This window comes from Roseobacter insulae (genome assembly GCF_019375555.1).
Lineage (GTDB): Bacteria > Pseudomonadota > Alphaproteobacteria > Rhodobacterales > Rhodobacteraceae > Roseobacter > Roseobacter insulae.
Genome location: NZ_JAHXDN010000001.1, coordinates 271,027 through 285,000, shown reverse-complemented (window position 1 = coordinate 285,000; position 13,974 = coordinate 271,027). Strand labels below are relative to the sequence as shown.

Sequence of the window (13,974 nt, the reverse complement as noted above, 5' to 3'; positions counted from 1 at the left end):
TACCGTGAGGGAAAGGTGAAAAGCACCCCGACGAGGGGAGTGAAACAGTACCTGAAACCGAACGCCTACAATCAGTCGGAGCTTGACTGGAGTTCAATTTGGATGTCATTGGAAGCCTATGAAATACATAGCTTCCATACTGACCTTCACCCTAACCACATCAGCCGCAATCGCTGACGAATACGTCATCGGTCTGGGCTATGACGATGTGTTAGACCAAACAGACACACAGGCCGCAGCCCTGGTGCTCGAATATCACGCTGATCCGTTCTTTGCGGGTCGCGCAGCGTCATATTCGCTCGCTGGTGCAGGCCAGATCGACGGCGACGGAGACGTTTTTGTCGGTGTGGGTGTTTATGCCTTGTGGTCATTGGGAGAGGGGCCGTGGTTTGTAGAAGGCAGTTTCATGCCCGGCTACTATGATCAGGGCAGTGGTGGCAGCCCATTGGGTGGCAATCTGCAATTCAGAACGTTGCTGGGCGTTGGCTATACGCTGACGGACAGCAGTCGGATCTCACTTGCGATTGACCACAAATCCAACGCAGACATCGAGGACACCAACCCCGGCAGCGAGACGCTGGTGGTGCGGTATACCTTCGGTTTCTGATATCCAAATTGATCTCCAGTCTTGTGACGGCGTACCTTTTGTATAATGGGTCATCGACTTGGTCTCACGAGCAAGCTTAAGCCGTTAGGTGTAGGCGCAGCGAAAGCGAGTCTTAATAGGGCGTCGAGTTCGTGGGATCAGACCCGAAACCGAGTGATCTAGGCATGGCCAGGTTGAAGGTAAGGTAACACTTACTGGAGGACCGAACCCACATCCGTTGAAAAGGATCGGGATGAGCTGTGCCTAGGGGTGAAAGGCCAATCAAACTCGGAGATAGCTGGTTCTCTGCGAAATCTATTTAGGTAGAGCGTCATCCGAATACCCTCGGGGGTAGAGCACTGGATGGGTAATGGGGCCCCACAGGCTTACTGATCCTAACCAAACTCCGAATACCGAGGAGTACTAGATGGCAGACACACGGCGAATGCTAACGTCCGTCGTGGAGAGGGAAACAACCCTGACCTACAGCTAAGGCCCCTAATTCATGGCTAAGTGGGAAAGCAGGTGAGACGACCAAAACAACCAGGAGGTTGGCTTAGAAGCAGCCATCCTTTAAAGATAGCGTAACAGCTCACTGGTCTAAATAAGTTGTCTTGCGGCGAAGATGTAACGGGGCTCAAGCCATGAGCCGAAGCTTAGGATGCATTTATTGCATGGTAGCAGAGCGTAGTGTGACATAATTCCATGTGTCCTTACCGGGTTCGCCCGGATTGGACACACGGAGTTTTCTGTGAAGCCGGCGCGTGAGCGATCCGGTGGAGAGATCACTAGTGAGAATGATGACATGAGTAGCGACAAACAGTGTGAGAGACACTGTCGCCGAAAGTCCAAGGGTTCCTGCTTAAAGCTAATCTGAGCAGGGTAAGCCGACCCCTAAGGCGAGGCCGAAAGGCGTAGTCGATGGGAACCAGGTTAATATTCCTGGGCCAGATGGAAGTGACGGATCTCGGAGGTAGTTCATCCTTATTGGATTGAATGGGCTGCTGAGAGGTTCCTGGAAATAGCTCCATCGCTAGATCGTACCCTAAACCGACACAGGTGGACTGGTAGAGAATACCAAGGCGCTTGAGAGAACTATGTTGAAGGAACTCGGCAAAATACCTCCGTAAGTTCGCGAGAAGGAGGCCCAGTTTCTACGCAAGTATTGGCTGGGGGCACAAACCAGGGGGTGGCGACTGTTTATTAAAAACACAGGGCTCTGCGAAGTCGCAAGACGACGTATAGGGTCTGACGCCTGCCCGGTGCCTGAAGGTTAAAAGGAGGGGTGAGAGCTCTGAATTGAAGCCCAGGTAAACGGCGGCCGTAACTATAACGGTCCTAAGGTAGCGAAATTCCTTGTCGGGTAAGTTCCGACCTGCACGAATGGCGTAACGACTTCCCCGCTGTCTCCAACATAGACTCAGCGAAATTGAATTACCTGTCAAGATGCAGGTTTCCCGCGGTTAGACGGAAAGACCCCGTGCACCTTTACTACAACTTCACACTGGCATTAGGCCGAACATGTGCAGGATAGGTGGTGGGCTTTGAAGCGTGAACGCCAGTTTGCGTGGAGCCTCCCTTGAGATACCACCCTTGTTCTGCTTGATGTCTAACCGCGGTCCGTTATCCGGATCCGGGACCCTGTGTGGTGGGTAGTTTGACTGGGGCGGTCGCCTCCTAAAGCGTAACGGAGGCGCGCGAAGGTTGGCTCAGAGCGGTCGGAAATCGCTCGTTGAGTGCAATGGCAGAAGCCAGCCTGACTGCGAGACTGACAAGTCGAGCAGAGTCGAAAGACGGCCATAGTGATCCGGTGGTCCCAAGTGGGAGGGCCATCGCTCAACGGATAAAAGGTACGCCGGGGATAACAGGCTGATACTGCCCAAGAGTCCATATCGACGGCAGTGTTTGGCACCTCGATGTCGGCTCATCTCATCCTGGGGCTGGAGCAGGTCCCAAGGGTACGGCTGTTCGCCGTTTAAAGAGGTACGTGAGCTGGGTTTAGAACGTCGTGAGACAGTTCGGTCCCTATCTTCCGTGGGTGTAGGATACTTGAGAGGAGTTGCCCCTAGTACGAGAGGACCGGGGTGAACGATCCACTGGTGGACCTGTTGTTGCGCCAGCAGCAGTGCAGGGTAGCTATGATCGGAAAGGATAACCGCTGAAGGCATCTAAGCGGGAAGCCCCCCTCAAAACAAGGTATCCCTGAGGGCCGAGGTAGACCACCTCGTCGATAGGCCAGAGATGTAAGCACAGCAATGTGTTCAGTTGACTGGTACTAATTGCCCGATAGGCTTGATTTGATCCAGTAGAAGAGAGATTTTACCAATGTGCTCAGGGAGCGCAGCGGTAGCACTTCGAACGATAATCAAAAGCATACACAGCACATTAGAGTGCTGACTTGGACAACAGAGGTTTTTCATGGTTTGGTGGTCATAGCGCGAGCAAAACACCCGGTCCCATCCCGAACCCGGCCGTTAAGTGCCGTAGCGCCGATGGTACTGCGTCTTAAGACGTGGGAGAGTAGGTCACCGCCAAACCTAGTAAAACCTCTGTTACCGTATCTCTCTTTCGATGATCTTCTGGCCTAAATTAGCGTTCCACGCGGTAGGCCGCACCAAGTGTCGCGGGATGGAGCAGCCCGGTAGCTCGTCAGGCTCATAACCTGAAGGTCGTAGGTTCAAATCCTACTCCCGCAACCAACTCAAATTGCGATTGACCCGCCCCTGTGGCGGGTTTTTTGCGTTCAAGGGAAACCGCAAGGATTCCAGCAAGATCGCCCCGCACATCGATCAGCATTTCATCCTCGGTCGGTGTCAGGATGATCTCGTCGATCAAGGATCGGAGCAATTCGGTTGCCTCCAGTCTCTTCGCCTCGGCTTCGTCCTGCAAAGACGTGTGAAGCTTAGTCACTTGAGTGCGATAGTACCCGGCCATCGCTGGATGGAGCAGCGGTGACTGTTCCTCTGCATTGGCGAGGATGGCTTCCAGCTCTTTCTTCCGCTGTTCGAGCCCCACCATCGTTTCATTGATGCGCTCCGCCGCTCCCCCCTTCAGGATGAGATCGACCAATCTGTCTAATTCGCGATCGATGCGTTTCACCTCGGTCTCAGCTGCGGCAATCGCGGCTCGGCTGTCCATGCGGAGGCGAGTCATCTCGCGGGTGAACTCGTCGCAGAACTCCTTGAACAGGGCCGGTTCCATGAGGTGATGGCGCAACGCGCTCAAGACCCGTTCCTCAAGCCGATCTCGGCGTATGTTTTTTCGGTTATCACAGGTCCCCTTGTTGCGGGCCGTTGCACAGCCGACGAGATCTTTTGAAATCATGGTATAGCCGCCGCCACAACAGGCACATATGGTAAGGCCTGAAAAGAGATACTTCGGACGCCTGCGGTCCCGAAAATGGTTCTCCGTACCGCTGCCGCCGCCCCGCTTCTGTTTGATTGCAAGCTGCCGCGCCTTAACGGCCTGCCACATGTCATCATCAACAATGCGGAGGTCAGGCACATCGTGGATAATCCATTCTTCCTCAGGATTGGGTCGTGCCTGCCGTCGTCCGGTGTCGGGGTCCTTGATAAATCTTTGCCGATTCCAAACCAATCGACCGATGTACATCTCGTTATTCAGGATTCCTGTTCCACGCTTGGCATTGCCGTTGATCGTGCTGAAACCCCAATCGCCGCCGCTGGGGGCGCGGATGCCTTCCATGTTCATCTCAGTGGCAATGCGTTTCGGTGACTTTCCTGCCGCGTAGTCTCGAAAGATGCGCTGGATGACCGATGCCTCATAATCGTTGATCGTGCGGTCTCCTCTAACGGGCTCTCCATCGGGAGAGAACTGTTTGACAACATCATAGCCATATGAGTTTCCGCCGCCTGACTTGCCCATCTCGACACGCCCGCGAAGCCCACGACGCGTCTTGTCAGCAAGATCCTTCAAGAAGAGGGCGTTCATGGTGCCCTTGAGCCCCACATGCAGGTGGGTGACCTCTCCTTCGGACAGAGTAATGATCTTTATGTCCGCATAAGCCATCCGCTTGTGGAAACCGGCGATATCTTCCTGATCCCGTGAGAGGCGGTCCATCGCCTCGGACAGAACGAGTTCGAAGCGACCACGGTGGGCATCATTAATCAGCGCTTGAATGCCGGGCCTCAGTAGCGAGGCACCCGACGCCGCGTGGTCGGAATACTCTTCGACGATATTCCAGCCCTGCTCTTCCGCATGCAGTCGACAAACCCTGAACTGGTCGGCGATCGACGCGTCCCGCTGGTTGTCGCTTGAGTAACGGGCATAAAGTGCGACTTTCATGACTTCATCTCCTGAAGCATCAGGAGCCCGTTTGCGAACGATCTCCGGACTGCTTGCCATACCAATCTTGTGCCGCACGACGCGCGAGAAGACGGATCAGCTCGACTAAGCGCGGATCAGGGCCGGTGGCATCCTTTGATAGGACAAGAGAGCGATCAATGTCGTCGCGGTTCCTCGTCTTTCGATGTGCCAGACCTTTCATCACTATATCGCTGCGTCCTTTTGAGGAAACAAATAATCGAACAGACAGTCGCGAAGGTGGAACAGTTAATCAATGCTACTTTGAGGCGTGCGGTAGCGTGTGTTTATGGGTCGTCTGCTAGCTATGTCGAGAATTGGACGGTGAATTCCCGTTGAAGCGTAGCGTAAATACTTGCTTACGGCGGCCAATTTTTCGACACAGCATTTAACTCCCGAATGATGGGGTGTTCTGACTGGAGCGCCGCCCTCCGAAGGCGGATGTCAAGTCTGGCGATGGCGAAGGGTGCTGGAAGAAAAAAGTGACTAAACAACGGTTTGAGCGGATATCGGGTTCGCTCTTCAAGAGGCCGAAAATCTCGCGTAAGCATGGCGTAAGCATCTCGCGAACGGTATGCACCCGTAGCTCAGCTGGATAGAGCGCCGCCCTCCGAAGGCGGAGGCCAGAGGTTCGAATCCTCTCGGGTGCGCCATTTTTCTTCCATTAATCAAATGCTTAGCGACTCTCTGTTTTGCGGCGAAAGTGCTTACGCGAGAGTTTCGCGTAAGCAGAACGTTGTCAAAGCGGTTGCATTTCTCCTGCCTACCTATGGATCACGCCGTGGCTATTGGCTTAGACTCCCGCGGTGCGTTCACTCGTTTGAGGTTCGACGGAATTTAAGATCGCATTGCGGTGGTGCGTGTGGCGCTCGCTGGAATGTACCTTGGGCACCCAGCAAAGCACGAGATCAAAACCGCCTATTCGAATAGGTGGTTCGTAGATCCTGTATTCATCTCCAAGCGTCTCCGCCAATCGCTTAGGAAGCGTGATCACTCCGCCGATTTCTTTCAACAAGGACAGTGCTGAAAAGAAGTTGGAGGTCGAAGCCGCGATATGACGTTTGCGTCCGTCCTTTGCGAGCACGTGATCGACCTCGCCTCGGAAGTTTGCGCGGGTAGGGGAAGTGAGAATTTGCGGCAGGCGACAATAGCTGTCGATGTCGAGCGCCTCACCCGCCAGTTCACCCCGCCGAGTGACGCAAACAAAAGTTTCAGACACGAGCGGCGCAACGCGTAGACCGTCCGGCGCATATCCGGACGTGGTTACGGCGACGTCAATCTCACCCGCCTCCATAGATTGCCGTAATGTCAGCCGGTCCAAGCCCACAAGTGCGATGCGTAGTTTGGGCGCGAGCTCACGGAGCGCCGAGATACTCGCTGGCAAGACAGCAGCCTGAACGTAGTCGACCGCGGCGATCCGGAACTCGCCATCGTCTTCCCGAGGATTGTAGTGCGTGCGATCTGCGCTCAGCGCGTCGACGTCTTCGAGTAGCCGTGCCGTCACCTCCAGCACCCGCGCGCCTTCTTCCGTGAGCGACATGCCGGATCCGCTGCGCACGAGCAGGCTATCGCCAAAAATGCGCCGCGCCTTGGCGAGCGTCGCGGACATGTTCGATTGCGGCAGGCCGAGCCGGTCAGCGGCTGCCGTCAACCCGCGCGCCGACAAGGCGGCGTTGAGCACTTCGATCTGGCGGAGGGTGAGATCAATCATACACGAATGTGTATAGCAGAAGTACGCGACACCTGTCTATCGGTATGACCATTGGCGACGTATCTCTTGCTCAACGAAACCAAAGGAGACCCGCAATGACCCGCTCAACCCTACATTCGCTCGCAGCCGCCACCGCCATGGCGCTGTCACTTACCGCACTTCCCGCCCAGGCCGAAGGCAATGGCGTCATCGATGAGCATGCCTCCGAATGGGCCGCCACGATCGATTTCGAGGCCAACGCGACAGCGCGCGAAGCCGTTATGGGCGAGGCCGACTTCTTCCGCGCGTTCATGGTCGAGTACAACGAAACCTGGAGCCCAGGCGCGACCAGCCGCTTCGACATCGACGTGCCGGCAAGGTTCTATCAGCAGACCGAGCGCCTCTTCGCCTTCGACGTCTTTCCGCCCGCTGAAGGCTTCCAAGGCTGGGACGCCTATGCCGAAGAGCTGACCGCGATCGTCGCCCGCTCTTCCGAGTTTAATGTCGACATGCGCGAAGATACGTTCCGCTATGCCCGCAACGGCGACGTGGCCTGGATGAGCGCGAGCATCGACGTCGACGGTAAGACTACGGACGGTACGCCTTACGCCATGCAGGCCCGCCAGACTGTCGTTCTGGAGAAGATCGGCGATCGCTGGCTCGTGGCACATGAGCATATTTCCGCGCCGTTCATCCCGGGTGACGCGAGCGCCAGCGAGCAGACTAGTCTGGAAACAGAGGAAGCAGCGGACCGTATTGAAATTATCGAACGGACACGAGCTGCCGTCGATGTCTGGAGTGTTGGCACCGGTCGGTTCGATATCGCTGCGGCTGCTGGGTTCTATGCGACCATACCAAACCTATTCGCGTTCGATGTCGTGGCTGTCGATGACGAGGCCAATGGCGTGCGAGGTTGGGGAGAATACGAGCGCGCCCTGCAGGACGTCATGGACGCCTATCAGAGCTTCACTGTGTCTCCTGTGGAAGTCGCCAATGTCGGTATCGATGGCGAAACGGCCTGGACGGCCACACTCGTGCAAATGGATGGCGTGATGGCCGACGGAACGCCGATCACCGGCAAGCAGCGAGTGACCCATGTGTGGCGCCTGCTCGATGAAGAATGGAAGATCGTCCAGGAGCACGTCTCCGCCCCCTTCGCGGCTGCTGAGTAAGGAGACAGATCATGCAAACTCGTACAGCACTTGTTACCGGCGCCAATGGCGGGCTTGGAACGGCGATCGCCAAAGGACTGGCCATCGAACACCATATGCACGTCCTTGTCGCCGCACGGCAGATGCCGGACGCCAGGGAAACCGCCGATGCGCTCAGGTCAGCCGGAGGAGAAGCGACCCCTATACAGCTCGATGTCTCGTCAGATGAAAGCGTCGCCAAGCTTCGAACCACTATCGAACAAGCGGGCGGGCGTCTCGACGTTCTCGTCAACAATGCCGGTCGGAATTCGATGACGGAGCAGAGTGAAGCATCACTCGGAACTGTCGACATGAAGACCGCGCTCGGAGAATTCGACACGAACGCTCTCGGCGCCCTTCGTGTCTCGCAGGCTTCTTTCGAGTTGCTGAGGAAAAGCGACGCCCCGCGAGTCATCAACGTATCGACCGAGATGGCGTCACTCTCCACCGCCGCTACGGATTTCTACCCGCTGGCTCCATCTTACCGGATCTCCAAAGTAGCCTTAAATGCGGTAACCGTGTTGCTTGCCCGTGAATGGGCTAAGCACTGCATTCTCGTGAACGCTTACTCACCGGGTTGGCTTCGCACGGCTATGGGTGCGCCTGAGGCACCATATTCCGCTGACGAAGGTGCTGAAACCGCTCTTTGGCTCGCGACTCTCGAAAACAACGGTCCTACCGGGAGGTTCTTCGCCGAAATGCGGAGAATGGGACAGCCGGTCGTCCTCGACTGGTGAATCAGGGTCGCGCTGCGGACGCAGTGCGCGGCCCAGAAAGTCACGCTTGCCATGACACAAGGAGCAAACCTTACAGGGCGTCAGGATGTTTTCGGGATCGGAGATGGCTTCGGCTATCGCGACTTCATTGTTATCCTCGCCGTGGCCGAGACGGGAAGCTTTAGGGGCGCGGCACAGCGTCTATCCCAAGGTCAGTCGGCTGTCAGCCGACGCGTCCAACGCCTAGAAGATCACCTTGGTGTCTCGCTGTTTGAGCGCTCGCCTACTGGAGCTCGGCTAACCCCAGCCGGTAGCAACTTTACGAGCCGTGTCCGGGCGGTCTTGCATGATATCGACTATGCGATCGCATCGGCCCGCACGGCAGGCGTTGCAGGAAATGGGCATCTTTGCATCGGAATGACATCTTCGTTCTCACGTGGTCCGATTCTGAGTCTGTTTGCCGAGTTCACCGAGCGCCATCGCGGAATTGAGGTCGGCGTTACGGAAACAAATCAAAGCGAATTGCTGACCCTACTCAGTCACCGGCGGCTCGACGTCGTGATTTTGTCAGAAGCCCCAACGCCCGAAAATGGCGATGGCCTACTCATTTCGAGGGAACGGCCGTACTTGGCAGTTGCGAGGGACAGTTCTCTTTCCGGTCGAGAGACCATAAATTGGGACGAGATAAGCGCGCAGCCATTTTTGGTGAGCTCAAGCTGCTCGGGAACGCAGGTTGCAGACCTAATTCTTCAACGGACAGCGGATCAAAGAGTACTTCCGCACATCAAAAGACATCGAGCGGAGCATGAGACCCTTCTGTCACTTGTGAGCCTGGGTCTTGGCGTCACAGTAGTGATGGAACGAAGACTTGGCGCAACCATCCCCGGTGTTTCGTTCATCCCGATAGGCGGACAAGATGAAGCCGTGCCAACGTCGGTCATATGGCGCCCCGAGAACGACAATCCTGCTCTCCGTCGCTTTATCAGTCTTGCGCGGATCGAGGCGAAACGGAACGGTGCTCTTTCCTGAGTTTGGCAAACCCGCGGTCTGTCTTCATGAAGCGCTCTAGCATCGGCGCGACCAGCTTAGCGGGCTCCAATCTCTCGCCGTTTTCAACCTTGAGGATCTCAGCATAAGCGGTCAGGTCGCGGTGAACCTGCGCGGGCAGTTCTATGGTCAGCTTCACAGGCTTGTCGTCCCGGATATTGCCGAGTTTCAGCTTTGTCATTGGGCGGCTCCTTGTGGCTCGAGAACCAGATCGCGCGTGACCATCACACGCACCGGAAATCCCGGACGGATCGTGAGTGTCGGTGGGATACCGAGTTGGCGTTGGACGATGGTTTCGCCTGCGCGTCCGATGGTGTCCTGAGTGCCGTCGCGGATGGCCTCGGCGATCTCGTCGCCATCGTCTTCACCGCTTTCGAGACCGATATTGAGAATCGTAGCCAGACCTGCGGCGAGAAAGACTGATCCCCAATGATTGTCGACGCCATCTTCGAGACCCGCATAACCTGCCCCATCCGTACCGGGTTCGCGTTCTAGGACGATCGAGTGCCCATCCGGCAGAATGAGCCGGGTCCAGGCGAGCAGGAGGCGGCGCTGGCCTGTCGCGACACGGCTGTCATATTCTCCGAGGAGCCGCGCTCCTTGCGGGATAAGGAGGAACTGTCCGGTCGGGCTGTCATAGACATTGGCGGTAACCTGGGCGCTGATTTGGCCCGGCAGATCGGACCGCAAACCAGTGAGCAGTGCGGCCTCGATCACGGACCCAGCCTGCAGGATGTAGGGGCTTGCCGGCGGATGCAGGCGGTCTGTCGCCGTCGTGCGACGATCGACCTCTCTGTTTAGAAAAGCTTCACGTCGATCGACAGCATCGGGTCGGTCCGTCGCTCCCGTTGCGGTCGGAAAGAGCCCCTGTAATCCCGAAGCTTGCGGCGGCCCTGGCCTTGCCGGTTGAGAGGTGGCCGCAGCACCGGTGGTCTGCGCATCGGCAAAGAGCGTTGCGAGCCGTGCGGCCTCTGCCTCCCGGAGCCGCAGCTGTTCGACCGGATCGACGGCGGGTCCAGTGGCGGGCACCACCGGCACTGCCTCACCGCGCCGCTGGGCGGACAAGACTGGACGACCCAGCTCGCCCGGCAGCGGCGGCCCAAGCTGCGGGATCGATCCATAGTCTCTTGGCAGTCGCGATAGGCCCTCCGCCTCCTGCACACGCTCGGTGGAGAAAAGCTCCGAAGGCCCGTCCCCCCGATCTGGGCCTTGAAGCGCGACGATCAGGATTGCACCGATCCCCAGCCCGCCCGCCACGGTAATGACCGTGATCGCTCTACGCGATAGTCTCATCACGCGCGGTGGGTCCGGGCGTAGCCGCAGCTCCTTCGCGATCTCTTCCTCGGACCGCGGTGCGGTTTCGCCGCCATCCTCATTCCGGTCTGCTTCACGATCACTCATGTCGCTCACCGGTCACCGTCCTGGCGCCACGCGGAGACTACACGCTCCTCCCGCTGCGCACTCCGGCGCACGCCGTCGGTCCGCACGATCCGAACGACGCGCTGGCGATCGCCGAGGCGCAGTTCCGCGGCAGCGAAGAGCCTGTCGACGATCATGTAGTTGCGCCGGATGCGGTAATTGACGAGTTGACCGTCGCCTTCCGGTCCGATCACGAAGAGCGGTGGCATCTCACCCTGGCCGATCCCGCGCGGAAATTCGATGAAGACCTGACGCCCGTCATCGAATGCGCGGCGCGGCCGCCAGGGCGCGCGATCGCCGGTGATCCGGTAGCGAAAATTGAGATCGTCGAGATCGACATTGCGCCCTATGGGAAGGCCGGCCTCCGCGCGATCATTCTGACGGCGAAGTGCGATAAGCTCGTCCTCAGGATATTGCCACGAGACCGAGGCCATGTAGGCCTGCGGTGTGGCGCGCAGTTCAAGGTGATAGGTCCGCCGGTCGGTATTGATGACGAGATTGGTGACAAGATCGGGCCGGGTCGGCTTCACGAGCACATGGATGCGACGGTTGCCACCAGCGCCGCTTTCCGTATCCCCGATGATCCAGCGCGCCGTGTCGCCTGCTGCGATCGGGCCGGAGCCGACAAGGCTCTCGCCTGCCTGTAGCGCGATGTCCGTGACCTGGCCGGGAGAGGTGTAGACCTGATAGAGCGCCCCGGAGCTGTAGGGATAGAGCTGGACGGCGTTGATGAAGCCGTCGCGGACCGGTTCGATCCGGGCGGCGGCATTGGCGTTGGTCACCCGCTCGGTCGGCTCCGCCGCTTCTGCCGGGCGATCGTCGGCATCGACCCGCATGAGCTGGCCTGGCAAAGGCAAGGGCTCAGGGGTCTCCACGATCCGGACGGGACGCGCAGGTTCGGCGACCAGCGTCGCGGCGACCGGATCGTCATAGCTGATCTCGGTTGGTTTGAAGGTCGCGCAGGCACTCAGCGATGCAGCAGCGACTACGGTTGGAGTGAGGCGCCAGAACGCCCAGACGCAGTCTGTCATTGGGTAGACTCCCTTGACCAGTTGATGGCGTGGACGAAGACGCCGAGGGGGTTCTTGCGCAGGCGGTCGGCATCGCGGGGTGGTTGGACGACGACGCTGAGGATGCCGGTCCAGCGTTCGGTGACGGCGAGCTGGCCGTTGACGTAGCGGCGTTCGCTCCAGGCGACGCGGAAGCTGTTGTCGGAAGCCCGGATGACGCTGGAGATTTCGGCTGTGACCTGGACCTCGCCGACACGGGCGAAGGGATCGTTCTCGCGCGCGAAGTCGTTGAGCGCGACCGATCCGCGATCAGTGGTAAAGTCGTAAGCACGCAGCCAGTTCTCTCGGAGCACGATCGGATCGGCGGGAACCTGACGGACGTTCTCGATGAAGCGCGCAAGGTGGAAGGCGATCTGCGGATCGGTGGGGCGGTAGTTGGCAGTTGCCGGAGCAACGGCCTGGGCGGCACCGAGCCGGTCGACCTCGACCACGTAGGGCACGATTGTGCCTTGAGTGGACTGCCAGACCAGCGCGAGCCCGAAGGTCGCCGTGGTGGCAAGGCATCCGATGGCCATGAGGCGCCAGTTTCGCGCCTGGACGCGAGCCGAGCCCATGCGCTCGTCCCAGACCTGCGCGGCCTTTTGATAGGGGGTCAACGGTTCCGGGGTCTTGGCGTATCGCACGCTGGGTCGTTTGAATCTCATGATCTCTCCGAAAGGCTAATGGCCGTGCCCGCGCCGCCGCCATCGCCGGAGCGGATGGCGTGTGCGGCGACGGCGGTGCCGTGTTGCAAGCTCTGCTGGCGTTTCATGCGGCGCGCCCAGGCGGGCGGTCCGTCATTCGCAGGCGTGGGCATGGACGATGGTGAATTGCTGAACTTGCCGCCGGTGGCTTCGAACGCAGCGCGCGAGCCCGAGCGGTAGCTGTCGCCGACGGCGCGCTTGATGGGGCTCACTGCTGTGTTGATTCCGGCCTGGCCGACCGCGGCCATGCCGCTCGCAGCCTTCCCGGCGGTCGACATCCCCGAAGCCGCGCCGATCTTGAAGGCGGTCGAGGCGCCACCAGCGACGGCGGAACCACCGCGCAGGGCGGCTCCACCGGCGGCCCCGGCCATCTTCGCGCCCGCGAGGCCGCCTGCGACCACGCCGCCTGCTGCGAGGCCAGCACCAACCGCCGCGCCTGCACCGAGCTGCGGTCCGCCCGAGACGATGCCATTAGCGATGCCCGGGCCGAATATGCCGAGCGCGAGGAGCGACAAGGCCGCGAGTACGACCGCCATCGCGTCCTCGATGGTGGGCTCGCCCGTGAACCCGGCGGTGAACTCTCCGAAGATCGTCGAGCCGATGCCGACGATCACGGCGAGCACGAGCACCTTGACGCCAGACGATATGACGAGCCCGAGCACGCGCTCGGCCATGAAGGCGGTCTTGTTGAAGAGCCCGAAGGGCACGAGGATGAAGCCCGCCAGCGTAGCGAGCTTGAACTCGATCAGGGTCACGAAGAGCTGGATCGCGAGAATGAAGAAAGAGAGCAGGACCACGATCCAGGCGAAGAGCAGGATCGAGATCTGGATGAAGTTTTCGAAGAAGGAGACGAAGCCCATCAGCTCGGCGATGGATTCCAGGATCGGCTGCCCGGCTTCGAGCCCGACGGCGGCGATGCGTCCGGGCTGCAAAAGCTCACCCGCACCGATGGCGCCGCCGGTGGCGACCAGCCCCAGCCCCGCGAAGCTTTCGAAGACGATGCGGGCGAGCGTGTTCCAATTACCGATGATATAGGCAAAGATGCCCACAAAGAGCGTCTTCTTGACGAGGCGACCGATGATGTCGTCGTCCGCGCCCCAGGCCCAGAAGAGTGCGGCCAACGTGACGTCGATGACGATGAGCGTGGTCGCGAGGAAAGCGACGTCCCCGCCGAGCAGCCCGAACCCACTGTCGATATAGGTCGTGAAGACCTCCAGAAACCGATCGATGACACCGACACCGTCCATGCC

10 protein-coding genes, 2 tRNA genes and 2 rRNA genes (1 of these 14 only partly in view) are annotated in these 13,974 nt (G+C 58.9%); 7 read left to right on the top strand and 7 right to left on the bottom strand.

Translation table 11 applies throughout. From position 1 onward, the window contains the following. The 3 genes from KX928_RS01400 to KX928_RS01390 form a co-directional block, all read left to right on the top strand. A 23S ribosomal RNA gene (locus tag KX928_RS01400) occupies positions 1 to 2,886 on the top strand (it extends 484 nt beyond the left edge of the window). 122 nt (positions 2,887 to 3,008) lie between these two features. After that, positions 3,009 to 3,123: ribosomal RNA gene (rrf, locus tag KX928_RS01395) — 5S ribosomal RNA — on the top strand. A gap of 85 nt (positions 3,124 to 3,208) precedes the next feature. Beyond that, a tRNA-Met gene (locus tag KX928_RS01390) sits at positions 3,209 to 3,285 on the top strand. On the opposite strand, the gene KX928_RS01385 is transcribed toward KX928_RS01390, so the two are convergent. Then, a complete protein-coding gene (locus tag KX928_RS01385) occupies positions 3,242 to 4,891 on the bottom strand; it encodes a recombinase family protein (RefSeq protein ID WP_219500030.1) in 1,650 nt (549 codons plus the stop codon). The two genes, KX928_RS01390 and KX928_RS01385, sit on opposite strands and share 44 nt — an antisense overlap. Positions 4,892 to 5,485: 594 nt before the next feature. On the opposite strand from KX928_RS01385, the gene KX928_RS01380 reads away from it, so the two are divergent. Next, a tRNA-Arg gene (locus tag KX928_RS01380) sits at positions 5,486 to 5,562 on the top strand. 140 nt (positions 5,563 to 5,702) lie between these two features. Here KX928_RS01380 and KX928_RS01375 read toward each other — a convergent pair. Then, positions 5,703 to 6,620 carry a LysR family transcriptional regulator gene (locus KX928_RS01375; protein ID WP_219498067.1) on the bottom strand — a complete coding sequence of 306 codons (918 nt, stop codon included), beginning with the start codon at positions 6,618 to 6,620 and terminating at the stop codon, positions 5,703 to 5,705. Positions 6,621 to 6,715: 95 nt separating this feature from the next. On the opposite strand from KX928_RS01375, the gene KX928_RS01370 reads away from it, so the two are divergent. Genes KX928_RS01370 through KX928_RS24285 form a run of 3 tightly spaced genes read left to right on the top strand, consistent with a single transcriptional unit; the run spans position 6,716 to position 9,534 of the window. Further along, complete coding sequence (locus KX928_RS01370) at positions 6,716 to 7,771, top strand: YybH family protein (protein ID WP_219498065.1); 1,056 nt, start codon at positions 6,716 to 6,718, stop codon at positions 7,769 to 7,771. A gap of 11 nt (positions 7,772 to 7,782) precedes the next feature. Then, positions 7,783 to 8,526 carry an SDR family NAD(P)-dependent oxidoreductase gene (locus KX928_RS01365; protein ID WP_219498063.1) on the top strand — a complete coding sequence of 248 codons (744 nt, stop codon included), beginning with the start codon at positions 7,783 to 7,785 and terminating at the stop codon, positions 8,524 to 8,526. Positions 8,527 to 8,577: 51 nt separating this feature from the next. After that, positions 8,578 to 9,534, top strand: a complete 957-nt coding sequence (locus KX928_RS24285; RefSeq protein ID WP_219498061.1) for a LysR family transcriptional regulator — start codon at positions 8,578 to 8,580, stop codon at positions 9,532 to 9,534. Here KX928_RS24285 and KX928_RS01355 read toward each other — a convergent pair. The 5 genes from KX928_RS01355 to trbL are packed head-to-tail and all read right to left on the bottom strand — an operon-like array spanning position 9,488 to position 13,971. After that, positions 9,488 to 9,733 carry a DUF2274 domain-containing protein gene (locus KX928_RS01355; protein WP_219498060.1) on the bottom strand — a complete coding sequence of 82 codons (246 nt, stop codon included), beginning with the start codon at positions 9,731 to 9,733 and terminating at the stop codon, positions 9,488 to 9,490. The two genes, KX928_RS24285 and KX928_RS01355, sit on opposite strands and share 47 nt — an antisense overlap. Beyond that, positions 9,730 to 10,953 (bottom strand): TraB/TrbI/VirB10 family type IV secretion system protein, encoded by a 1,224-nt coding sequence (locus KX928_RS01350; protein WP_257883476.1) that lies wholly within the window; start codon positions 10,951 to 10,953, stop codon positions 9,730 to 9,732. Before KX928_RS01350 ends, KX928_RS01355 begins: the two co-directional genes overlap by 4 nt. A 5-nt stretch (positions 10,954 to 10,958) precedes the next feature. Continuing rightward, positions 10,959 to 12,002 carry a P-type conjugative transfer protein TrbG gene (trbG, locus tag KX928_RS01345; protein WP_219498058.1) on the bottom strand — a complete coding sequence of 348 codons (1,044 nt, stop codon included), beginning with the start codon at positions 12,000 to 12,002 and terminating at the stop codon, positions 10,959 to 10,961. Then, positions 11,999 to 12,688 carry a conjugal transfer protein TrbF gene (gene trbF / locus KX928_RS01340; RefSeq protein ID WP_219500026.1) on the bottom strand — a complete coding sequence of 230 codons (690 nt, stop codon included), beginning with the start codon at positions 12,686 to 12,688 and terminating at the stop codon, positions 11,999 to 12,001. The genes trbG and trbF overlap by 4 nt, the downstream gene beginning before the upstream one ends. Then, entirely contained in the window at positions 12,682 to 13,971 is a 1,290-nt protein-coding gene (gene trbL / locus KX928_RS01335; RefSeq protein ID WP_219498056.1) for a P-type conjugative transfer protein TrbL, read from the bottom strand. Before trbL ends, trbF begins: the two co-directional genes overlap by 7 nt. Positions 13,972 to 13,974: the final 3 nt, after the last annotated feature.